Source organism: Glutamicibacter sp. NPDC087583 (genome assembly GCF_044743685.1).
Lineage (GTDB): Bacteria > Actinomycetota > Actinomycetes > Actinomycetales > Micrococcaceae > Glutamicibacter.
Genome location: NZ_JBIUWY010000003.1, coordinates 93,617 through 115,012, shown reverse-complemented (window position 1 = coordinate 115,012; position 21,396 = coordinate 93,617). Strand labels below are relative to the sequence as shown.

At 62.6% G+C, this 21,396-nt stretch carries 20 protein-coding genes and 1 pseudogene; 13 read left to right on the top strand and 8 right to left on the bottom strand.

Features of this window, described 5'->3' with window-relative positions; genetic code table 11:
• The first annotated feature begins 250 nt into the window (after positions 1-250).
• Positions 251-1,171 carry an SDR family oxidoreductase gene (locus ACIOU9_RS09665; protein WP_402696761.1) on the top strand — a complete coding sequence of 307 codons (921 nt, stop codon included), beginning with the start codon at positions 251-253 and terminating at the stop codon, positions 1,169-1,171.
• Between the two features lie 37 nt (positions 1,172-1,208).
• On the opposite strand, the gene ACIOU9_RS09660 is transcribed toward ACIOU9_RS09665, so the two are convergent.
• The gene (locus ACIOU9_RS09660) at positions 1,209-2,303 is read right to left on the bottom strand and encodes a hypothetical protein (protein WP_400341423.1); all 1,095 of its coding nucleotides are present in this window, start codon (positions 2,301-2,303) and stop codon (positions 1,209-1,211) included.
• Between the two features lie 245 nt (positions 2,304-2,548).
• Between ACIOU9_RS09660 and ACIOU9_RS09655 the strand changes: the two genes are divergently transcribed.
• Entirely contained in the window at positions 2,549-2,719 is a 171-nt protein-coding gene (locus ACIOU9_RS09655) for a hypothetical protein (RefSeq protein WP_359185095.1), read from the top strand.
• A 47-nt stretch (positions 2,720-2,766) separates the two neighbouring features.
• Complete coding sequence (locus ACIOU9_RS09650) at positions 2,767-3,939, top strand: alcohol dehydrogenase catalytic domain-containing protein (RefSeq protein WP_402696760.1); 1,173 nt, start codon at positions 2,767-2,769, stop codon at positions 3,937-3,939.
• A gap of 3 nt (positions 3,940-3,942) precedes the next feature.
• Here ACIOU9_RS09650 and ACIOU9_RS09645 read toward each other — a convergent pair whose 3' ends face one another.
• Complete coding sequence (locus tag ACIOU9_RS09645) at positions 3,943-4,908, bottom strand: Ku protein (protein WP_402696759.1); 966 nt, start codon at positions 4,906-4,908, stop codon at positions 3,943-3,945.
• A gap of 164 nt (positions 4,909-5,072) precedes the next feature.
• Here ACIOU9_RS09645 and ACIOU9_RS09640 point away from each other — a divergent pair, with 164 nt between their 5' ends.
• The 3 genes from ACIOU9_RS09640 (at position 5,073) to bcp (ending at position 8,723) form a co-directional block, all read left to right on the top strand.
• Positions 5,073-7,589, top strand: a complete 2,517-nt coding sequence (locus ACIOU9_RS09640) for an ATP-dependent DNA ligase (RefSeq protein ID WP_402696758.1) — start codon at positions 5,073-5,075, stop codon at positions 7,587-7,589.
• Between the two features lie 14 nt (positions 7,590-7,603).
• Entirely contained in the window at positions 7,604-7,861 is a 258-nt protein-coding gene (locus ACIOU9_RS09635; protein WP_105656071.1) for a DUF4235 domain-containing protein, read from the top strand.
• 385 nt (positions 7,862-8,246) lie between these two features.
• Positions 8,247-8,723 carry a thioredoxin-dependent thiol peroxidase gene (gene bcp / locus ACIOU9_RS09630; protein WP_402696757.1) on the top strand — a complete coding sequence of 159 codons (477 nt, stop codon included), beginning with the start codon at positions 8,247-8,249 and terminating at the stop codon, positions 8,721-8,723.
• A 114-nt stretch (positions 8,724-8,837) separates the two neighbouring features.
• Here bcp and ACIOU9_RS09625 read toward each other — a convergent pair whose 3' ends face one another.
• The 4 genes and pseudogenes from ACIOU9_RS09625 to ACIOU9_RS09610 form a co-directional block, all read right to left on the bottom strand.
• Complete coding sequence (locus tag ACIOU9_RS09625; RefSeq protein ID WP_402696756.1) at positions 8,838-9,917, bottom strand: YbdK family carboxylate-amine ligase; 1,080 nt, start codon at positions 9,915-9,917, stop codon at positions 8,838-8,840.
• Positions 9,918-10,245: 328 nt separating this feature from the next.
• Positions 10,246-11,237, bottom strand: a pseudogene (locus ACIOU9_RS09620) (IS481 family transposase).
• Positions 11,234-12,412, bottom strand: a complete 1,179-nt coding sequence (locus tag ACIOU9_RS09615; RefSeq protein WP_332595015.1) for a Cmx/CmrA family chloramphenicol efflux MFS transporter — start codon at positions 12,410-12,412, stop codon at positions 11,234-11,236. Before ACIOU9_RS09615 ends, ACIOU9_RS09620 begins: the two are co-directional and overlap by 4 nt.
• Positions 12,413-12,433: 21 nt before the next feature.
• Positions 12,434-12,487 (bottom strand): chloramphenicol resistance leader peptide, encoded by a 54-nt coding sequence (locus tag ACIOU9_RS09610; RefSeq protein ID WP_402696954.1) that lies wholly within the window; start codon positions 12,485-12,487, stop codon positions 12,434-12,436.
• A gap of 677 nt (positions 12,488-13,164) precedes the next feature.
• Between ACIOU9_RS09610 and ACIOU9_RS09605 the strand changes: the two genes are divergently transcribed.
• On the top strand, positions 13,165-13,482 hold the full coding sequence (locus ACIOU9_RS09605; RefSeq protein WP_286134036.1) for a hypothetical protein: 318 nt from the start codon (positions 13,165-13,167) through the stop codon (positions 13,480-13,482).
• Positions 13,483-13,624: 142 nt separating this feature from the next.
• On the opposite strand, the gene ACIOU9_RS09600 is transcribed toward ACIOU9_RS09605, so the two are convergent.
• Positions 13,625-15,001, bottom strand: a complete 1,377-nt coding sequence (locus ACIOU9_RS09600) for an NAD-dependent succinate-semialdehyde dehydrogenase (RefSeq protein ID WP_402696753.1) — start codon at positions 14,999-15,001, stop codon at positions 13,625-13,627.
• Between the two features lie 430 nt (positions 15,002-15,431).
• Here ACIOU9_RS09600 and ACIOU9_RS09595 point away from each other — a divergent pair, with 430 nt between their 5' ends.
• The 6 genes from ACIOU9_RS09595 to ACIOU9_RS09570 all read left to right on the top strand — a co-directional run bounded on the left by ACIOU9_RS09595 (position 15,432) and on the right by ACIOU9_RS09570 (position 20,250).
• A complete protein-coding gene (locus ACIOU9_RS09595; RefSeq protein WP_402696752.1) occupies positions 15,432-16,304 on the top strand; it encodes a hypothetical protein in 873 nt (290 codons plus the stop codon).
• A gap of 9 nt (positions 16,305-16,313) precedes the next feature.
• Entirely contained in the window at positions 16,314-16,739 is a 426-nt protein-coding gene (locus ACIOU9_RS09590; RefSeq protein WP_105656065.1) for a phage holin family protein, read from the top strand.
• Entirely contained in the window at positions 16,736-17,314 is a 579-nt protein-coding gene (locus ACIOU9_RS09585; protein ID WP_105656064.1) for a DUF3618 domain-containing protein, read from the top strand. Before ACIOU9_RS09590 ends, ACIOU9_RS09585 begins: the two co-directional genes overlap by 4 nt.
• A gap of 155 nt (positions 17,315-17,469) precedes the next feature.
• Entirely contained in the window at positions 17,470-18,852 is a 1,383-nt protein-coding gene (locus ACIOU9_RS09580; RefSeq protein WP_181148758.1) for a deoxyribodipyrimidine photo-lyase, read from the top strand.
• A gap of 316 nt (positions 18,853-19,168) precedes the next feature.
• On the top strand, positions 19,169-19,579 hold the full coding sequence (locus tag ACIOU9_RS09575) for a DUF4383 domain-containing protein (protein WP_105656372.1): 411 nt from the start codon (positions 19,169-19,171) through the stop codon (positions 19,577-19,579).
• Positions 19,576-20,250 carry a hypothetical protein gene (locus ACIOU9_RS09570; protein WP_105656063.1) on the top strand — a complete coding sequence of 225 codons (675 nt, stop codon included), beginning with the start codon at positions 19,576-19,578 and terminating at the stop codon, positions 20,248-20,250. The genes ACIOU9_RS09575 and ACIOU9_RS09570 overlap by 4 nt, the downstream gene beginning before the upstream one ends.
• Before the next feature lie 52 nt (positions 20,251-20,302).
• Here ACIOU9_RS09570 and ACIOU9_RS09565 read toward each other — a convergent pair whose 3' ends face one another.
• Positions 20,303-21,364, bottom strand: a complete 1,062-nt coding sequence (locus ACIOU9_RS09565) for a 2,3-butanediol dehydrogenase (protein ID WP_402696749.1) — start codon at positions 21,362-21,364, stop codon at positions 20,303-20,305.
• Between the last annotated feature and the right edge of the window lie 32 nt (positions 21,365-21,396).

Sequence of the window (21,396 nt, the reverse complement as noted above, 5' to 3'; positions counted from 1 at the left end):
ACGCTAGCCACTTCACTGATCAGGGGACAGTGCCCCTGCCGGACTTTGCGCTGAATCCCAGACTTCAGCGGTAGCACAATTCATGCAGCGGGGTGCGAAACTGGATCTTCGCAGAAAAAAGTCTGGCTGTTGCCGCCGAAGGTGGATGTGATCCTCGCGCAGCGGAAGGCCCGGAGCAAACTGGATGTGAACCCGGACGCCGCTGAGCGCACCGCGGCGGCGTCCTGCCGCAACAGCAGGAGGAGATCCCATGCCCGAGAAGAATCCCCAGGACCGCACTGAGCCGCTCGGTACCGAAAGCGAAGGCCGCGCCGGCAAGGAAAAGATCAGCCCGCCCGAACAGCGCCAGGAGGAACCCGGCCTGGACCGGGACCTGAAGCCCAAGGCGGATCACGGCGAGCGCAGCTACAAGGGCCGGGACCGGCTGGCCGGAAAACGCGCCCTGGTCACCGGCGGCGACTCCGGCATTGGCGCGGCGGTGGCCATCGCCTTTGCCCGCGAAGGGGCCAAGGTCGCCTTGGCCTATCTGCCCGCCGAACAGCCTGATGCCGATGCCATCGCCGGGGTCCTGGAAGATGCGGGAGTCGAAGTCCACCTGCTGCCCGGGGACCTGCGGGACCGCAATTACCGCGATTCATTGATCGATGAGGCGGTGACCGCGCTGGATGGCTTGGACATCCTAGTGAACAACGCCGGCAAGCAGATCAGCGTCGAGTCCCTGGAAGAGCTGAGCGACGAGCAGGTCGAAGCCACCTTCGATGTGAATATTTTCGCGATGTTCGCCTTGAGCCGCGCAGCCCTGCAGGTGCTTCCCGAAGGCGGCTCCATCATCAACACCACCTCCATCCAGGCCTTCGATCCGTCGGACCACCTGATGGACTATGCCGCCACCAAGGGCGCGATCAGCAACTTCACCAAGTCGCTGGCGTCCCAAGCAGCGAAGAAGGGCATCCGGGTTAATGCCGTGGCTCCGGGCCCCATCTGGACTCCATTGCAGCCTTCGGATGGCCAGCCGATCGAGGCGCTGCCTGAGTTCGGCCACGATACCTGGCTTGGCCGGGCCGGCCAGCCGGTGGAAGTGGCCCCGGCCTATGTGTTCCTGGCCAGCGATGAGGCTTCCTACGTGGTCGGTTCCACGGTGCACGTGAACGGCGGCAAGAACCAGCCGTAGAACGGCGAACAGGTCCCCGGGCGATAGGGCCCGGGGATCATTCCACGTCATCCTTGCTGATGGTGAATTCCATATTCCTCCGCTCGTATTCGCGCTGGCTGAAGGTGGCGCGCTGGACTTCCTTGACCTCGTCAAAGCTGGAGCCGATGGCTCCGCCCATGGTTCCCAGCGAGGATGCCAGCCAGGCAAGGTTGATGTACTCGGCCAGCGTGACATCGTGGCGCAGCTGGTAGGCGAGGTATTCCTGGTCAATGACAATCAGAGAGCCTGCCAGCAGGGCGAGGAACAAGAGCAGGTACATGACTGTCGCGGCAAACCCGACCGTCAGCACGGTGGCCGCGTTGTAGACGACCATCCGCTCGCGGCGGCGGTTGCCCTTGGGCCTCTCCCACAACCGGTTGTGCAGCAGCAGCCAGAGCGTGAGGATCAGGATGCTTGAGACCGTGATCAGCGAAAGCCGCCCGGCAGGCAGGTAGTCGGCCATGGACCAGATGCTCGTGTAGAACACGCCGAAAGCACCGGTGGCCACCGCACCTGCCATCGCGGAGGAAAGCCGCGGCACCAGTTTCCACGGCTGGTTGCTGCGCACCATCCCAGCGATCAGCAGCAACCGCCCGCGCAAACCCTCGATGCTCGAGATGCGGTTCTGCTCGTTCTGCCCGTCCTGCCGGCTGGCGTGCACGCTCATCGCCCGTCCCAGCGGGGTCGGAGGCGGAGCCGGCTGCTTGCCGGTAGCCAATTCCCTGACCAGTTCGGCCAGTTCCCGTGCCACGGTGCGCGGTCGGGCCAACCCGAGGCTGGGCATGGAAAGCACGGCCGAGGCATCCTCGACGGAAATCACCGAACGCACGGGTCGGTTCTGCACATAGTGCGGGGCATCGGTGAGGTAGATGATGAAGTCCCAGCCATGCTTTTCCCGCAGCCTGGGCACCTTGTCGTTCAACGCGACCCGTCCGCTCTCCCCCAAGGGCAGGGAAAAGGGAGCTACCTGCACGTCCCATTGCTGCTCGTGCTCCTGCAGCTTCTCCATGACCCCTTCCAGCCGGGCAGCGATCCGATTGGCCATCGCGTCGGCTATGCCAGGGTCGGCAATTAATCCCACCGTGCGCTTCTCGGGCTCTTGCACGCTCATCAGCACCTCGCAGCTCTCAGGGCAGCAGCTTGGCCCGCTCCCACAGCACACACTAGGAAGTCGCGCCCGGGCCTGCAGTGCCGTTCAGCAACCTTGCAGGAATCAGCACCGGCAGTGCACGCTTGATCCCTGGAATTCCGGGGATCCCCGACTCACAGGCAATGCCCATCAAACTTGCCTTGTTGCCTGCTGCCCGGTGTGGAATGGTCGGTGCCATCGCCCATCTGATGAAGAAAGGACCATCCATGGAATCCAACCAGCCAGAAGAAGAGCGGCACGCGGGGATCACTCCAACGCCCGATGAGCCCGCGGAGGAAAAGGAGAATTCTGTCGGGGACCACGAAGACGCGTTCGAGCAGCCAGCCGAGGAGCAGGACCCGGACCAGGTGGACACCGACCAGTTCAATACCGACTGATCCGCGTTTGTGTTCCGCCGGCAACGATACGACTAGGAGATAACCTCTTGAAAGCATTGACATGGCAAGGCAAGCGAAAGATCGGTTTCAGCGATGTCCCGGATCCGGTGATCCAGGATCCCGGGGACATCATCATCAAGGTCACTTCCACCGCGATTTGCGGATCGGACCTGCATCTCTATGAGCTGCTGGGCCCCTACATGCATGCCGGCGACGTGCTGGGCCACGAAACCATGGGCATCGTCCAGGAAGTTGGCAGCGGCATAACCAAGCTGTCGGTAGGCGACCGGGTAGTCATCCCGTTCAACATCTCCTGCGGCCACTGCTGGATGTGCCAGCACGACCTGCAGTCGCAGTGCGAGACCACCCAGGTGCGCAAGCACGGCAAGGGCGCCCAATTCTTCGGGTACTCCGAACTCTATGGACAGGTGCCCGGCGGCCAAGCCGAATACCTGCGTGTGCCCCATGCCGATTACGGTGCGGTGAAAGTTGGCGACCAGCTGCCCGACCACCGCTACCTTTTCCTCTCCGATATCCTGCCCACCGCGTGGCAGGGCGTGCACTACGCCAATGTCCCCGACGGCGGAACCCTCGCGGTCTACGGGCTCGGGCCGGTGGGCCAGCTCGCCGCGCGCATCGGCCGGCATCTGGGCTATGAGGTGCTGGGCATCGACCCGGTGGCAGAACGCCGCGCCATGGCCGAGCGCCACGGCATCCAGACCCTGGACTTCACCAAGGACACCGTGGGCGAATTGCGCGGGCGCACCGGTCGCGGCCCCGATGCCGTGCTCGATGCGGTGGGCATGGAAGCCCATGGTTCCCCGGTTTCTTCGATGTTCCAGCAGGCCACCGGGTTGCTGCCGGACAAGGCCGCGCAGCTGGCCATGGAGAACGTCTCCGCGGACCGCACCAGCGTGCTGGATTCGGCCATCGATGCCGTGCGCCGCGGCGGCACCTTGTCGATCAGCGGCGTCTATGCCGGGGCCGCCACCCCGATGCCGATGGTGAAGCTGTTCGACAAGCAGATCCAGATCCGCCAGGGCCAATGCAATGTGCGCTCATGGACCCAGAAGCTGCTGCCGCTGGCCGAGGATGCAGCCGATCCGCTGGGCCTGGACGACTTGGTCACCCACGAGCAGCCGCTCTCGAACGGTCCGGCGATGTACGAGACCTTCCAGAAGAAGCAGGATGCGTGCATCAAGGTAGTGCTCAAGCCCTAGCGGCTAGGCGCTTTTCTTCCCGGAACCGGAGGCCTTCTTCTTGTGTGGCGAGGAGGAGGCCTCCTTTGCCGTTGCCTTCTTCGTGGCTGGCTTCTTGGCTGCCGTTTTCTTCGCAGGTTTCTTCGCCGCTGGCTTCTTCGCCGCAGAGGCCTTCCCATCCTTGGCTGCCTTGGCCGGGACCTTGGCATTTCGCCCGTCAATGCTGCGTTTGAGCGCCTCCATCAGATCGATGACCTCCCCGGACTCGCTGCCCTGGTCCTGGGAACCGAAGGTCGCCTCCGTATCCAGGTCCTCGCCCTGCTCAATTTTCGCTTCGATCAGCGCCTGCAGCTGGACTTGGTAGTCATCCTGGAACTCGTGCGGCGTGAAATCACTGCTGTACTGGTCTACCAGAGCGGCAGACATCTTCAGTTCCTGCTCGCTGATCCGCGGTGATTTCTCCGGTGCCACTGCCTCGGCATCGCGCAGCTCGTCCGCCCACATGACCGCTTGCAGCACCATCACCTTGGATCGGACACGCAAGATGCCCAGCCGGGTCTTCTGGCGCAGGGCGAAGCGCACCACTGCCAGCTTCTCGGTGTCCTGAAGCGTTCGGCGCAATAGCTCGTAGGCCTTGGGCGATTTGGAGTCCGCCTGGAGATAGTAGCTCTTCTCCAGCATCAGGGGATCTACTTGGCTGGCCGGGACGAACTGGACCACCTCGATTTCGCGGCTCTTCTCCGCAGGCAACGCGTCCATGTCCTCATCGGTGAGCACAATGGTCCGTTCTCCGTCCTCATAGGCCTTGTCCAGATCCTTGTAGGCGATTTTCTTCCCGCACACTTCGCATCGGCGCTCGTAGCGGATCCGTCCGCCGTCCTTGTCATGGACCTGGTGCAGGTCGATGTCGTGGTCCTCGGTGGCGCCGTAGGCCTTGACCGGCACGTTCACCAGGCCGAAGGCAATTGATCCAGTCCAGATAGCTCGCATGGGCATAGTGAAGCATCTTTCCAGCCAGTGTGTCACTGCCCTAGTGATTCTGGCAGGCGGCGCTGAGGTTCGGCAGCGCGAAACGCAAAGCTTGCTTGGAACGCTGGATTCCCCGGCGCCGCTCGGGAAGATTGGTCCTCATAAGGCAAAGCAAAGGACAGCGCATGGCACGCAGGGAGCAAACCGTCACCGTCGCGGGGCACACGCTAAAGGTCAGCAATCTGGGTAAGGTCCTGTACCCGCAGACCGGGACCACCAAGGGCGAAGTCATGGACTACTTCCAGCAGGTGGCCCCGGTGCTGATTCCGCATGCCGCGTGGCGCCCGGCCACCCGCAAGCGCTGGGTGGACGGCGTGGGGACCCCCGAAGAACCGGGCAAGGTGTTTTTCCGCAAGGATCTCGAGGACTCTGCCCCAGGCTGGATTCCCTCGGCCAAGCTGCAGCACAAGACCCACTCCAATATCTATCCGCTAGTCAACAACGAGGCGGTGCTGGCCTGGATGGCCCAGGTGGCTGCGCTGGAAATCCATGTTCCCCAGTGGCGCTTCGATTCCTCGCTGGAACCTGCCAATCCGGACCGGCTGGTGCTGGACCTGGATCCCGGTCCGGGCGCCGGCTTGGAGCAGTGCGCTGAAGTCGCCCTGATCTGCCGGGAGATTCTCGACGGCATGGACCTGCCCAGCTTTCCAGTGACCTCCGGTTCCAAGGGCATCCACCTCTATGCCGGACTGGATGGCAAATACACCTCGGAGCAAGTCAACGAGGTGGCCAAGGAATTGGCCTCCACCTTGCAGAAGGAGCATCCGCAACTGGTTCTCGCCAGCATGAAGCGCTCGCTGCGCGAAAACAAGGTGTTCGTGGACTGGAGCCAGAATAACGCCTCGAAGACTACCGTCTGTCCGTATTCGCTGCGCGGCCGGGCACGGCCCACTGTCGCGGCCCCGCGGACCTGGGAAGAAATCGAAGCGCCGGGTTTGGAGCAGCTGGACTTCCACGAGGTGCTGGACCGCCTTGCTGATGGAATCGATCCGCTGGGGCAGCTGGCCTCGGGACAACAGCAGGACCCCGATCGCCTAGCGGTCTACCGCTCCAAGCGCGATGCGGCGCTGACACCTGAACCGGTGCCGGAGCAATCCGGGAATTCCCAGTCCGTGCAGCCGGGCGGAAAGGACGGCACCGGGCTGTCCTTTGTCATCCAGGAACATCATGCCCGCGCGCTGCATTGGGATTTCCGCCTGGAGCACGACGGAGTGCTGGTCTCCTGGGCGGTGCCCAAAGGCCCACCCCTGGAACCAGGAATCCAGCGCTTAGCGGTCATGACCGAAGACCATCCGCTCTCCTACGCAAGCTTCGAAGGCAGTATCCCCAAGGGCCAATACGGTGCCGGGGAAGTATCGATCTGGGATTCGGGCAGTTGCACCATCGAGAAGTGGCGCGAAGGCAAAGAAGTCATCGCAGTGCTCACCGGCTCCCGCGAGGGTGGGCTGGGCGGAGTGGACCGGCGGTTCGTGCTGATCCAGGCCGCAGGGATGGGCGGCAAGGACAATTGGTTGCTGCAGCTGGCCAAGGAACAGCCGGTAGGAGCCGATGCGGGAACGTCCGCTGATTCCGGTGACGGAGAACCGGAGGCTGCTCGCGAGCCTAGCGCCAAGCAGGCCGTGGCTGATCTGTCGGGCCAAGCGTTGCGCCCCATGCTGGCCACTGCCGGCACTGCTCGGGAGATCTCCGGCGAGCGAGGTTGGAGCTTTGAAATGAAATGGGACGGCTACCGCGCGTTGGCAGTAGTCGATGACGCCAAAACCAAGCTGATCAGCCGCAACGGCCACGACCTGACCGGAGACTTCCCGGAACTCGAAATCCTCGGTTCGCTGCTGCCGGAGCGCTGTGTGGTGGACGGGGAAATCGTCGCCCTGGATTCTTCGGGCCGCCCTGACTTCTCGCTGCTCCAGCAACGGGTGTCCCACCAGCGGAAGAAACGCACGAAGCAGGCCTCGGCCATCAGGATCCAGTACCTGGTCTTCGACGTGCTGCAATTGCCATATGACAAGGATGCAGGACTGGTGGATCTGACTGCCCTGCCCTACGAACAACGCCGCCAGCGGCTTGCGGGCCTGGATCTCGACCACCAGTACGTGCAGGTGCCGCCGGCCCACACCGGGACCTTGGAGCAGGCCATCGAGACCAGCCGTGCGCTGGGCCTGGAAGGCGTGGTGGCCAAGGAACGCGACTCCGTCTACGAGCTGGGCCGGCGCAGCACCAGCTGGGTGAAGCTCAAGCACCAGCGGCACCAGGAAGCTGTGGTGATTGGCTGGCGGTCTGGACAGGGGTCGCGTAGCCGCAGCCTGGCCTCGCTGCTGCTGGCCATTCCGGGAAATGGCGGCTTGGAATACGCCGGCCGGGTGGGCACCGGATTCAGCGACGCGCAACTGGCCGAAATCCGCGAGCGGCTTGAAAAGATCGAACGCAAGACTCCCCCGGCCAAGAACATCCCGGCAGCGCATCAAAGCGATGCGCACTGGGTGAGCCCGAAATACGTGGCAGAAGTCCGATACAGCGAACTGACCTCGGACCGCCTTCTGCGCCATCCGGTGTGGCGTGGCTGGCGCGATGAGAAGCAACCGGATGAGGTCCGCTGGGAACCGGCGGATCCGACCGGGAACCAAACTCCAACTAACCGCTAACAGAGGAGCAGAACATGAAATTGCTGGTAAAGATCTTCGGAACCCTGATTTCGCTCGGTGCAGGCTGGCTCGGAGCCAAGCTCGTCTCCGGGGTCTGGCATAAAGCCATGGGTGAAGAACCGCCATCGCTGGCCAACCCCGAAAAGCAGCAGCAGGCCGCCGTAGGCAAGGTGCTGGCGTTCGCCGTGATCTCGGGGGCAAGCGCTTCTGCCATCCAGGCCATGGCCAAACGGTGGACGCGTTCCCTCGAAGCCAAGGCCGCTAATCGCTAGCAGGCCGCATTCTGGCCGGTGCCCGGAGGCACCGGGTCGCGCCGCTGTTGCCAGTTGCCCGGCTCGGTGTTTCCGTCGGTGCCGTGCAGCGTTCTGCCCGGTGTCCATTGCCCTAGTGCATCGCGGATGGCTGAAGGCCTGCGGAAATGGCATGGCGATTATTTGGCCGGTCGACAGCTTCTCCAGCAGGCAGAACTGCCAACGGGAACGCAAGCTTTTGCAGCATTCAAGCCTTCCTTGATGCCTCGGAAGTGTGCGTCACGGTCCATGGCGAGGTTATTGCCTTCCAGAAGTCCGTCGGAAATATATCCCAGAAATCTCTGGCAATGAGTGCATCCACTGAATTAGAATGAAAACAAAATATCACTATATGAAAGTTGAATCGATGACTGCCCATTCTTCTCCGCTCACCGCCGGCCGGCCAGCGCCAGCCTTCTCCCTGCAAGATGCCAAGGGAGAGACCATCTCGCTTTCGGATTATTCAGGGCAGCAAGTCATCGTGTATTTCTACCCCAAGGCCGCAACTCCCGGCTGCACCACCGAGGCCTGCGATTTCCGCGACAACCTCAATTCCCTGCAGGCCGCAGGATTCTCCGTCCTGGGCATTTCTCCGGACACGCCAGAAGAGCTGGCAGCCTTCACCAGCGATGAATCGCTGAACTTCCCGTTGCTTTCCGACCCGGGCAACGAAGTTGCCAAAGCCTACGGCTCCTATGGTGAAAAGAACATCGGCGGGAAAACCGTCGTCGGCACCCTGCGCTCCACCGCAGTCATCGATGAAGACGGCAGCATCCACCAAATTGAATATGCCGTGGATGCCCAAGGGCATGTGGCGCGACTTCGCGATTCTCTCGGAGTCTAGAGGATTCCGTACCCGGATCATTCCGGTGCCAGCCCGGATGCTTCGAGCCGGGGCCAGCCTTAACCGGCCCCGGCCACACCCTGCAGACTGCGTTGAGGATCCCTGAACAGCAAGCTACATCTGCATCTCGGAATGGGCATTGGCCAACAGATGCGTGAAAGCACCACGCTCGAATGCGGCCCGCTGGCGGACCGCGCCATTGCCTGTCTCCAGCATGTTCCTGAGTGAAATCACGGCATAGTCGTAATCTCCATGTTCCTTCAGTGCGCCCTCAATGAGTCGGAGCATTCTGCGGGCCAGTTCCTCCACAGCGACCGGCTCTCCGGTTCGCGTGTCCACATGCACTCCGGTGATTCCGTTCTTGGCCGCTTGCCACAGTGACAGATCCAGGACTTCGGGCAGATACTCGAGCGCATCGAATTCGCCGGCCACCGCAGTCTCGACCAGCCCTCGCATGAGCACGGCCAGCAACACCGAATCCTGCGCTCGCAACTGCGAATCCGCGACCCGAATTTCGAGTGTCGGGTACTTTTCCGACAACCGGGCAGACCATCCGATATGGCCAGGGTCGGGAACCGCATCGGTTCCATTGATTCGCGCAAGCCGAGTCCCATAGTCTTTCGAATCCTTGAAGTACGGCGGAATCCCCTGGACGGACCACTTTCGGTAATGAATGGTTCTCCACGATGAAAAGTTGCTGTCGACCCCTCTCCAATACGGAGAATTGGCGCCCAGGGCGCAAAGAAATGGCAGCCAGCCACGCAAGAAGTTCAGCGCACGAATTCCCGCTTCGGAATCAGGGATGGACACATGGACGTGCAAACCGCACATGTAATGCTCTGACGCTATTCCGGAAACGAAGTTGCCGATTTCCCGATACCTTGCATTATCGGTCAGCTCCGGAGCCTGCTGGGCAATCATCGGCGCCGCGCCCAAACCCGCGACCAGCAGGCCGCGGGACGCCGCTTCGCCTGCCAGAGCCCTGCGGAAACTTCCCAGCTCATGCAGGGCCTGATCCCGGTCTTCGCAGATGGCGCTGGCATGCTCTATTTGGCAAGCAAGCAATTCGTTCTGCACTTCGCCATCTCGTTGCGAATCCAGCGCTTGCCGTAACGCTTCTTTATCCGTGCTGGCCGGCAACCCTGTTTCTGCGTCGAACATGAAGAATTCTTCTTCAATGCCAAAGGTGCTCATTTCGTGCCTCCCGGAATATGGTTGCTAGGGCGTCGGACCAGCAACCGGCCTGTGTGGACTTACTGCTGGCTAATCTGGTCTGCCTGATGCGAACTAGCGGGGAGCTGCTCATCTTTCTTCTTGCGCGGAACGGAATGCCGCATGATCAATCCCCTTTCAGCTAGGCTGCGAATTTCCGGATGGCCGCAGCTTCATCCGCCTCGGCGGCTTGCGTTCTGCGTAAGCGGATTCTGAAACAGTAGATCCCGTAGCCTGGCTGCATCTGCTTGCCCGATGGATTCTCATGTTTTTCCCATCAACCCAGAATGAATCGGACATGAAATCTGAACTAGCTGTGAGGTCCAGGGACATTGTTTAGTCGGGCGAAGGGTGCGCAGCCAATCGCTGAGTGGTGTCGGTGGTGGTTGTAGAAGTGGAGCCAGCCGGGCAGAGCCAGGCGTCGCTCGGCGTTTGAACCGTAAAACTTGGCATAAGCCCACCCGCCCCCGAGTGTGCGGTGGAACCGCTCGATCGTCCCGTTCGTCTGCGGCTGGTAGGGAGGTGCTCGCTTGTGTCTGATGCCAAGCCGAGCGCAGAAGTCCCTCCAAAGGTGGGATCTGTAGGCCGACCCGTTGTCGGATAGGACTCGCTCGACGGTCACGCCCCGTTCAGCGAACCAGGCCACAGCGCGTTCGAGAACTCCCACCGCTGTGCTTGCCCGCTCGTCCATGCAGATCTCTGCATAAGCGGCTCGGGGGTGGTCGTCGATCACTGTGTGAACGAACGCCGTTCCGGTCCGCGGCTTGTGGTCTTTGCCTCTGGGCAGTCCCGGAGTGGCGGTTCTGTTCCGTGCGCCTTGCTGCCGACCAACGTAACGATGTCCACCACCGTCGGGGATATTCCCGAACTTCGTGACATCGACATGGATCAACGATCCCGGATAAGGGTGCCCATGTCGCCGCAAGGGCTCACCAGTGACACGATCGATACGGGAGAGGCGGTTCACGCGGCAACGGGCGAGGACCGCGTGAACCCTGGACGCCGGGAGACCAAGTCACGCAGCGATCTGGGCTGGACCAGCCGAAGTCGCAAGCGCAGATTGATGATCTGCTTCTTCTTGGCATGCTCGGGCGTCCTGCCTGGATTGCAATGCGGCCTGCTGGAGCGATGCTGCATCCCATGCCCACCCTCTTCCCGTCAACGACCGGCCCCCTTCCGGGCAGTGATCGGAGAGAGCATATACATCTTCGCTGCCATCGTGGCCGGATAGCCGTCTTCAACGATCAGACGGGCTATCCGGAGACGGGTACGAGGCGTGAGCAGCGCATTTGGATCAGTCATCGATTGGCCTCCGCAGTGGTTTCCAAAAGCGTGCGCCGGCTCAGCACCATGGTCAAGAGCGCGGCCGCCGCCAATGCCGCGGCCACCCAGACCGGCGCGAGCACCCCCAACCCTGCCGCGAGCCCGAACGCGCCAAGCACAGGACCCGCCGCGGCACCGAGGTTCAATGCCGCGGTTGCGTACGAACCGCCCATCGTTGGAGCAGCCGACGCTGCATACAGCACACGCGTGATCAAGGTGCTGCCAATGCCGAACGACAGGAAGCCCTGAACGAAGACGAGGACGATAAGCGCAACGGGATGCGACGCGACCAATGCCAATCCGATCCATCCTGTCAGCAGCAGCGGGCCGCCGACTGCAAGCACGACGCCGGGGCGTTGATCTGACAGTCGCCCAGCGATCGTGACGCCAAGGAATGATCCGACGCCGAACATCACCAGTGCGAAGGACACCCACCCATCAGCCATCCCCGCAGTCTCGGTCACTACGGGGGCGAGGAAGGTGAACGCCGCAAAGGTCCCTCCGTTGATCAGCGCTCCAAGTGCCATGGCCAGGATGAGCCGCGGCGTCGCCAACTGGCTGAGCTCGGCACGAAGCCTTGGCGAGGACCCGGCAGTTGCGGTCTGACCGGCATTGTTCGTGATCCCTCGAACGACTCCGAAGACCGCCGGAATACAGAGGATGGCGACTGCCCAGAACGTCGTTCGCCAGCCCAACGCTGTGCCGAGCAGAGACCCAGCGGGGACACCCGCGACGGTTGCGATCGTCGTGCCGGAGAGCAGGATCGACAGTGCACGCCCCTTCTGGTTCGCTGGCACGAGAGTAGTGGCCGTGCTCAGTGCTACCGCGAGGAATCCTGCGTTTGCAAGAGCGCTGAGCACCCGGGTGATGAGGAGGAGAGCGAACACGGGTGTCATCGCTCCGATGACGTGGCTTCCCGCGAACACGAGAAGGCAGACGATCAACGTGAGCCGCGGTGGCCAACGGCGAGCGAATGCCGCCATCACTGGCGCGCCGATGACCATACCGATCGCGAAGGCCGAAGTCAGCAGGCCCGCCGTGCCGACCGAGACGTCAAGCTCGGTCGCGATCGCGGGGAGCAATCCCGCGAGCATGAATTCTGAAGTGCCCATGACGAAAACCGCCAAGGCAAGCATGTAGAGAGCAAAAGGCATCGAGTACTCCGAGGTGAGAAATCAAGAAATGGTTCTTCTTGTCACCACGGCCAGCACCCCGGTTACGCCAGACATACGCCCACACAGATCGTGGGCGTCGTAACTACTGGTTGAAGGGGCTGGCGGTGTGACCGACAACCCCGGACTTGTCTGACTCGGGACTCGACATATCCCGAACTCTACAGCGCTCGACTGCGCGTGGTGTGGATAGACACGTCCCTAATCGGCACGACGTCGTTGCGCGCGGGGGCAGAACACTGTCCCTGGACATCACAACTGGCTCTGGAAGCGGCAACGATCTGCCCGCATCTGCGGGGAACAGCAAGCACGGCTGTGGACGTTGGAAATGCGGTCCGTTCCGGCGTACATACGAAGCCTAGCGACGGGCAGTCCGCGGCAGACCAAACAAACTACTGACTAGGCCGGAAGCTAAGTTCAAAAAGCTCTCCTCTGAGCCTGAAAATTAGCTGAGAACCCAGGGCCACCCCTCCCGGTCGCAGATCAAGTGGCCTAGGTTTGAAACACACTCCGCTTCTCAACGACGGCGAGCCTTGCCTGCCGGCAGGCTAATCCGCAATCTGCGAAGTGGCGTGACTTATGGGGTGCACTCGAGAGTTACGAACAAAGTGGAGGTAGTACTAATGCCAGGACGTATAGTCAGGTCCAAGACTGCTGAACGTGTCGCCGAACTCCTGGGGTCGCGCGAAGGACGCTCCCATCTGAGCGAGTACGGGTGGATCCAAGGAATGCCCGTGATCATTGCACAACTCAACGAGCCGGTAGACGACGTCATGGGCCTCGCTTCCGTTCACAATTGCGCTGTTCTCGTGGCGATACTGGACGCCCAGGGCGAGCAGCTTCGTTTCATCCATGTCTCGCCTCCCAACGGTGCTCTCCGGATCGTCGATGAGACTCCTGCGAATACCCGGATCTGCACGCTCTTCGAGCAAGCGGAGGAAAGCGGCATGCTGGCCTTCCGAGTTCGGTATTGGACCCACACGGCAATTGCCAACGCCCTGCCAGTCTTCACCCCGGAAGAACAGTGGCCGCTGGCGATGACGCGCAGCTAGCTGCCGGGGCACTGGAGGCCCCGCCCAGGTGCCGCTGATTCAACGGCTCGCTGCTAACCGCATATAGGCCATTTTCGACTGACGGTCCTGGCTTTTCCGGAATTCCTCGGGAAAGCCAGGACCGTTGCCGCAATCCCCTGGCTCAGCGCCCGGCGATCTTCACCAACTTGTGGTTGATGAATTCGTCCATGCCGTACTTGCCCAGCTCGCGGCCGATGCCCGAGCGCTTCACGCCGCCAAAGGGCAGCTCAGGGTAGGAAGCCGAAGGCTCGTTGACGGCGACCATGCCGCTTTGCAGCTGCACTGAAACGCGCTCTGCGCGTTCCATGTCCCGGGTGTGGATGGAAGCTCCCAGCCCGTACTCGGTGTTGTTGGCCAAAGCCACGGCTTCCTCTTCGCCATCCACCTTGTAGAGTACGGCGACCGGGCCGAAGAGCTCCTCGGAGAAGGCGCGCATCTCGGGGGTCACCCCGGCAAGGATGGTCGGCTCGTAGAATGCGCCCTCGCCCTGGATCGGCTTGCCGCCGGCCAAGACCTGGGCACCCTTGTCGATGGCGTCCTGCACCTGTGCGGCCAAGCCGTCGCGGGCCGCGGCCGAGGACAGCGGGCCGAGGAAGTTCTCCGGCTGGGCCGGGTCGCCCACCTTGATTCCGGCCACCTGCTCCACCAGCGCCTGGGAGAAGTCCTCGTAGACCGATGAATCGATAATGAAGCGCTTGGCCGCATTGCAGGCCTGGCCGGTGTTCCCGAAGCGGGCGCGCATGCCCAGCTTGGCGGTGCGCGCCACGTCCGCGTCGTCGAAGACCACGAATGGATCCGAGCCGCCCAGTTCCAGCACCACCTTCTTCAGGTTGCGCCCGGCAATCTCTGCCACGGCGGATCCGGCGCGCTCGGAACCGGTCAGGGATACTCCCTGCACCCGGCGGTCGGCGATGATGTCCGCGACCTGGTCATTGGTGGCGAAGATGTTCACATACGCGCCCTGCGGGGCTCCTGCTTCCTTGAAGATCTCTTCCATGGCCAGCGCCGACTCCGGGCACTGCGGCGCGTGCTTGAGCAGGATGGTGTTGCCGTTCATCAGGTTCGGCCCGGCGAAGCGTGCCACCTGGTAGTACGGGAAATTCCACGGCATGATGCCCAGCAGCGCACCGACCGCTTCCTTGCGCACCAGCGCCTTGCCGCCCGAAGCGATCTCCAGCTCCTCGTCGGCCAGGTACCCCGGACCGTTCTTGGCGTAGTAGCGGTAGATCGCCGCCACGATGCCGATTTCCCCCAGCGACTGCTTGATGGGCTTGCCCATCTCGCGGGTGATGATCGCGGCCAGCTGATCGGCGCGTGCCTCGTAGATGTCAGCCACCCGCTCCAGCAGGGCGACGCGTTCCTCCAGTGCGGAGACCGACCACTGGGTGTAGGCGTTGTGCGCCTCGGCGATGGCATCCTGGATCTGCGCATCGGTGGCAGTCGGGTAGGTTGCTTCGACTACGCCGGTGGCGGGATTGGTAACGGCATAAGTGGACATGGTGCTCCTTCGAAGATTCGCTTGTTGGACACTTAGCGCCCAGTCTTCCAGCTCCCGTCGCCAATGCCCCGGACTCGTCGGGTATTGGCGTGTTCGCCACGGAAACTGCCGCTGCTCCTCCAAAGCTGCGAACTGGGCCGCAGCAGGGATTGCAGTACTGCTGGACTCCTCGCAGCTGCGCCGGGTGGTGCGCTGGACGCTCGGGATCCGGCTCGATCCTACTCGCTTGCCTCCTGCTTTCCTGGAAGCTCCGAGCTGTCGCCACCGAACCTGAATGCTTCCTGCGGATTGGCCGCGATCTGTGACCTGCGGCGCGCTCTTGCCTAGCGTCGTAGGCAACCAGCAGCGCTCCGCACGGACTGCGGAGCCGGATGCGCGGCCACCTGCCGCGCCACCCGCAGCTGACGACAGCAGCAGAGGAAGGGAAGACATGAGCACCAACGATTACACCAGTTCGAATCCATTCCCCGATGACCCGCGCAGCACCCCGCAACCCGGAACCGTCCGCCACGGCTTGAACGATCCGGATCCGTTGACCGAGCCGCAAACCGACCTGTTCCCTTCGGGCACTGTCGAACCGGTACCGGCCGACGCGCATGATTCCGATGACCTGCAGTCCGCAGGAAGCGGCAGTACGTCGGGCAAAGCGCAGGCAGCCCAGGATCTGGCGAGCGAGGGCCAGGAATCCGCCACCCACGTACTTGACAGCGCCAAGCAGGAAGCCTCGATGCTCGCTGATCAGGCCAAGGACCAGGCCACCCACCTGTGGGATGAACTCGGCTCCGACCTGAAGGAGCAGACCTCCGCGCAGCAGCGCAAGGTCGCGGCCAACCTGCGCGACATCAGCGATGAGTTCCGCGCCATGCTGGACCAGTCCAGCGCGAGCGGAACCGCCTCCATGCTGGTGGACCAGGCTTCGCATCACAGCGGCCAGGCCGCCGATTGGCTCGAACAGCGCGAGCCGCACGACTTGCTGGATGAGGTCAAGGGCTTTGCACGCAAACGCCCTGCCGCCTTCTTGGGGCTGGCGCTGGGCGCCGGCCTGCTGGCAGGACGCATGACCCGGAATGCCAGCGAGCCGAAGAAAGGCACAGGGCGCCGCGACCAGGAGCCACGCCCCGGCACCACCAGCGCACCGAACGCAGCGGCCGGAGATGGACCGGGGCCGGTGCGGGTTGACCCGTCCTTCCACGGAACCACCCGCGTGGATTCTGCAGGCAACCCGGTCCATGCCGATTCGGTGGACGTTGACCCGCTGCGCTCCTACCCTCCTGGGGATCCGCGCAGCACCGACTACCGCTAGGAGCATTCGATGACTCACACGACGCCAGATCCCGATTCCGATTCCGCAGAACATGAACGCAGTTCCCTCGGCGCCCTGTTCAATGACCTGACCCAGAACGTATCGCTGCTGGTTCGCCAAGAGATCGAGCTGGCAAAGACGGAGTTGAAGGAGTCGGCCAGCTCCGCCGGCAAGGGTGCGGGCATGTACGCCGGTGCCGGTGTTGCCGGCCATTTCGTCTTGCTGTTCCTTTCCGTTGCGGCTTTCTTCGGATTGTCGCTCTGGATTGGCTACGGCTTCTCGGCCTTGGCGGTCGCCGCCCTCTGGGCGGTGATCGGTCTGGTCTTGGCAAGCGCAGCCAAGAAGAAGATGCAAGAGATCAAGGGACTGCCTAATACCGCCGAGACAGTCAAGAGGATCCCATCAGCTTTTATTCCGAAGGATGATGCACCATGAGCAAGAATTCAGAAGAACTCCGCGCGGAAATCGCCCAGACACGAGGCGACATGCAACAGGATGTGGATGCGATTGCCGACAGGGTCAGTCCCAGCCACATTGCCCACCGACAATCCGAAAAGGTCAAGGACTCATTCAGGAAGGTGAAGGACTCCGTCATGGGAACCGGTGAATCAACAAGCGACCAGCTGCACCACTACAGTGAAGACGCCGCGGAAGCCGTCAGGGACGCACCGCACAGGGTGGTGGAGCAGACCAAGGGCAATCCGCTGGCCGCCGGAATCATCGCCTTCGGGGCAGGACTGCTGGCCTCGTCGCTGCTTCCGGGGACCCAGAAAGAAGCCGAGCTGGTCCAGCGGGTCAAGGACAAGGCAGAACCGCTGGCCGAAGAGGCCAAGGATGCGGCGAAGCGGATTGCCGAAGACCTGCGGGAGCCTGCGCGGCAGGCCGCCGAGGACCTGCGGGATTCCGCGCAGGAATCCGTGCAGACCGTGAAATCCGAAGCCAACTCCGAAGCCGAGCATCTGCACGGCGAAGCGAAGGACACGGTCAAGGAGATGGGTAACGGCTCCTGATCCCTAGGCGCGGCAAGAGGCTGGTGCGTGCAATCACTGATTGGAACCACCAGCCTCTTGCTCTGCCCGGTAGGCGCTGAGCCAGTCGGGGAATCCACCGTGATTTAGCTAGCTAAGCTAAATAACCACTAGGATGAGTCCATGGAGAATCCCAAATGACTCAGTCTGCTTTGCCTACGCAGCTGGTATGGTTCCGCGATGATCTGCGCACCAGCGATCACCCAGCGTTGGATGCCGCGCTTTCTTCCGGTCCGGTGATCGCGGTGTATGCCCTGGACCAGGAATCTGCCGGCATCCGCCCGCTGGGCGGCGCGGCCAAATGGTGGCTGCATCAGGCGCTGGAGGACCTTCGCAGATCGCTGGAAAAACTGGGAATCCCGCTCATCCTGCGCCAAGGGCAGGCCGCCGGGATCATCAGCGAACTCGTGCACGAAGGCAACGTGCAGACCGTGCACTGGAACCGCCGCTACGGACACGCCGAACGCGCCGTCGACATGCAGATCAAGCAGGACCTCCACGCGCGAGGCGTCCACGCCCACAGCTACAGCGGGACGCTCCTACATGAGCCCTGGGAGCTGCTGACCAAGAACAACACCGGCTACAAGGTCTTCACGCCCTTCTACAACGCGTTGCGCGACAGCGAGATCCGGCCTCCGTTGCCCGCGCCACAGGCACAAGAACCCCTCCCGGACACTAATCTTCCCGCCAGCGACGAGTTGGAGAGCTTGGAATTATTGCCGGCTTTGGACTGGATTGACGGGCTCGCCGCGCAATGGGAACCCGGAGAAGCATCTGCGCGCCAGCGCCTGGAGCAGGTGCTGGAATCGATCGCCGAAGACTACCCGGAGCACCATGACCGCCCCGATCTGGACGGAACGTCTGCCCTCTCCCCCGCCTTGCGCTGGGGGCATGTCAGCGCAAGCCAGATGTGGGAGGCGCTGGGCCGTCTGGCCGCCGTAAATCCCGAGGCTTCCGACGGTGCCACCGCGATGCGCCGCCAGCTCGCCTGGCGGGATTTCTGCTGGCACCTGTACTACCATCACCCGCAGCTTCCGGAGCGGAATCTGCGTGCGCAGTTCGATCATTTCGACTGGGCCTGGCCTGAGGCAGACCCGCAGGCCGCGGAATATATGAGCTGTTGGCAACAAGGACGCACCGGTTTCGGTCTAGTGGACGCCGGCATGCAGCAGCTTTGGCAGACCGGATGGATGCATAACCGGGTGCGGATGGTGGCAGCCAGCCTGCTGGTCAAGAACCTGCAAGTGCATTGGAAGGTCGGCGAGCGCTGGTTCTGGGACACCTTGGTAGATGCGGATCTCGCCAGCAATACTGCCAATTGGCAGTGGGTCGCTGGAAGCGGCGCCGACGCGGCACCGTACTTCAGGGTGTTCAACCCGGAACTGCAGGCCAAGAAATTCGATCCCCAGGGAAGCTACACGGCTCGATTCGCGCCGCTGGCCGCGGAGCCCATTGTGGACCTGAAGCAATCGCGGCAGGCTGCATTGGATGCTTACGAGCAGATGAAACTCAGCTCATAGTCGCGAAGCGTCTGGCAGCGCGAAGATGAAGCCCGCAGATCCACGATGACCTGCTATTCGCTGTTTCGGCCCAACGCATCTTCGGCTCGCTCTCTCAACGCATCAGCTTCCTTGCCGAGGGATCCAGAGCCTCCCCAACCGAACACCAATGCGAAAACGCCTACCGCATCCTTGGGTGCCTCCGGTGCCGGCAAATAAGTCCAATCAAGACCAATCCGCCTTCCGTCCTTCTCCGAAGAACTTCTACAGGGTTCCTTCCGGAACCCGCAGAACTCGACACGGACTAGAATCCGTGTCCCAGGAAGGACTGATTGCCATGCGCACATCGCCTAACCGCTTGCTCGCAACGATTTTCGGGGCCGTGTACCTCCTTGTCGGCCTGCTCGGGTTCCTTGTCACTGCCGGCGTGGATTTCTTCGCAACAGAGGGCGGGAAGCTGATCATTTTCGAGGTCAATCCACTTCACAACGTCATCCACCTGGCCATCGGCGCAGCACTGCTCATCGCTGGGCTCGGATCCGTGCGTGCTTCCAGGCTCGCCAACACCACGGTGGGCGCCGTCTACCTCCTGGTTGGCATCCTCGGCCTCTTCTTGGCCTCTACAGCACTGAACATCATTGCCCTGAACGGTGCGGATAACGTCCTGCACCTAGCCAGCGCGATTGTCCTGCTGTCGGTAGGCCTGTCCCAGGACCGGACGTCAGCAGCCCATACTGCACGGTCATGATTTCCCACGAGGCCATGGAGCCTGCCACCGAACCTGCCACGCAAGGGCGAGATGCAGTTGCGGGCTCCGTTACCTTCGGCGGCCTCTATGCCGGGATCGCTGGACTGGGAGTCGCGGCGCTGGCCGCGGCCTCCTCCGCCAGCCTGGCATCGGCATTCGGCGACGGGTCCGCCTCAGCACCGTGGTGGGCGTGGCTCGGCGCGATAGCATCCGCGGCCTGGGCCGGGGTGGCGCTGGTGTACGCCGTTGCCAGCCTGCTGAAGGCAGCGGCCCCTGCCGTGAAGCTTGCGGTCCCCTGCCTGGCGCTCGTCTCCTCCGTGCATTTAGCCAGCATTGTTGCCGGTCTTTGGGGGTTCCCGGAGGGAGCGAAGAATCTGGATCTCACTATTGCTTCCTTGCTGCTGCTTGAACTGTCGGTGCTGGCGGTCTTCGTGTGGCAGCGCAAGCGGCGGAAGAACTATCCGCACCGGGCAGTGCGTTCCAGCAGCCTAGTTGTCCTCGGGAGCATGTTTGCCGGTTCAGTTGCGGTTGCGGCGGTTGCCAGTTTGGGGTTGGCAGCTTCGTCCGCCGGAGAACTGGCGGTACCGCATTCCGAGCACGGCACTCATCATTCGGGAGACATCGACCCGGGAATCATTGGGAAAATGAAACAGGCAGAACACCACCACTAGCCGCAGCCAGGGGGCCAGTGCCAGTGATCCAACTGGCCCCGATAGCTGCAGGCTAGGCCCGCGGATCAACAATGATCTTCACGTGTTCCTCATTGTTGTTGATCAGCTGGTCGAACCCTTCGGAAACCAGCTCGTCGAGCCCGATGCGCCCGGTGATGAACGGGGCCAGGTCCAGTTTGCCGCTTTGCACCAGGGCAATGGTGTCCGGATGGTCATTGGCGTAGCCGATGGTGCCGCGCAGGTCGATTTCCTTCAAGACCAGATTGGGCATGTCCACTTGCGGCTTATGCCCCCAAATCGAAACGTTGACGATCACCCCGCCGGAAGCCACCGCGTCCAGGAGCATATCCAGCACCACCGGGACCGAGGAGCACTCGAATCCGGCATCGGCCCCGCGTCCTCCGGTCGCCTCGCGCACCTTGTCCGCCACGTCCCCGTCCCTCGGATCAAAGACCTCGTCGGCAACCCCGGTTTCCCGCGCCTTGGCCTTGCGGGCCTCGGAGAGTTCCGAGATGTAGACCGTCAGCCCTTTGGCCTTAAGCACCGCTGCGGTCAGGAGGCCGATCGGGCCGGCACCGCCCACGATGGCTATCTGCCCTGCCTGGACGCCGGAGCGGACGAAGGCGTGGTGGGCCACCGACAGCGGCTCGATCAGCGCGGCCTCATCCAGGGGAATCTTGCCGATCGGATGCACCCAGCGGCGTTCCACGACAATTTTCTCCGATAGCCCTCCGCCGCGACCGCCCAGGCCGATGAAGTTCATGTCCTCGGAGAGCTGGTACTGCTGGCCCTTGCCGGTGTCCACATCTTCATGGATGATGTACGGTTCCACCACGACGTGCTCGCCGACTTCAAGTCCGGTGACGCCCTCGCCCAGGGCGGTAATGGTTCCGGAGAACTCATGGCCCATGGTCACCGGCGCGCTCTCTCCCGAGATCGGGTGCGGATGCCCGGCCGGCGGGATGAAGATCGGGCCCTCCAGGTATTCGTGCAGATCGGTGCCGCAGATGCCGCACCAGGCCACGTCGATGGCCACCGTTCCGGGCTTCAGCACCGGCTCATCGATGTCCTCGATCCGGATGTCCTTCTGGCCGTAGTACCGTGCTGCGCGCATGGCTCCCCCTCGATTCTTCTGCCTGTTGCCGA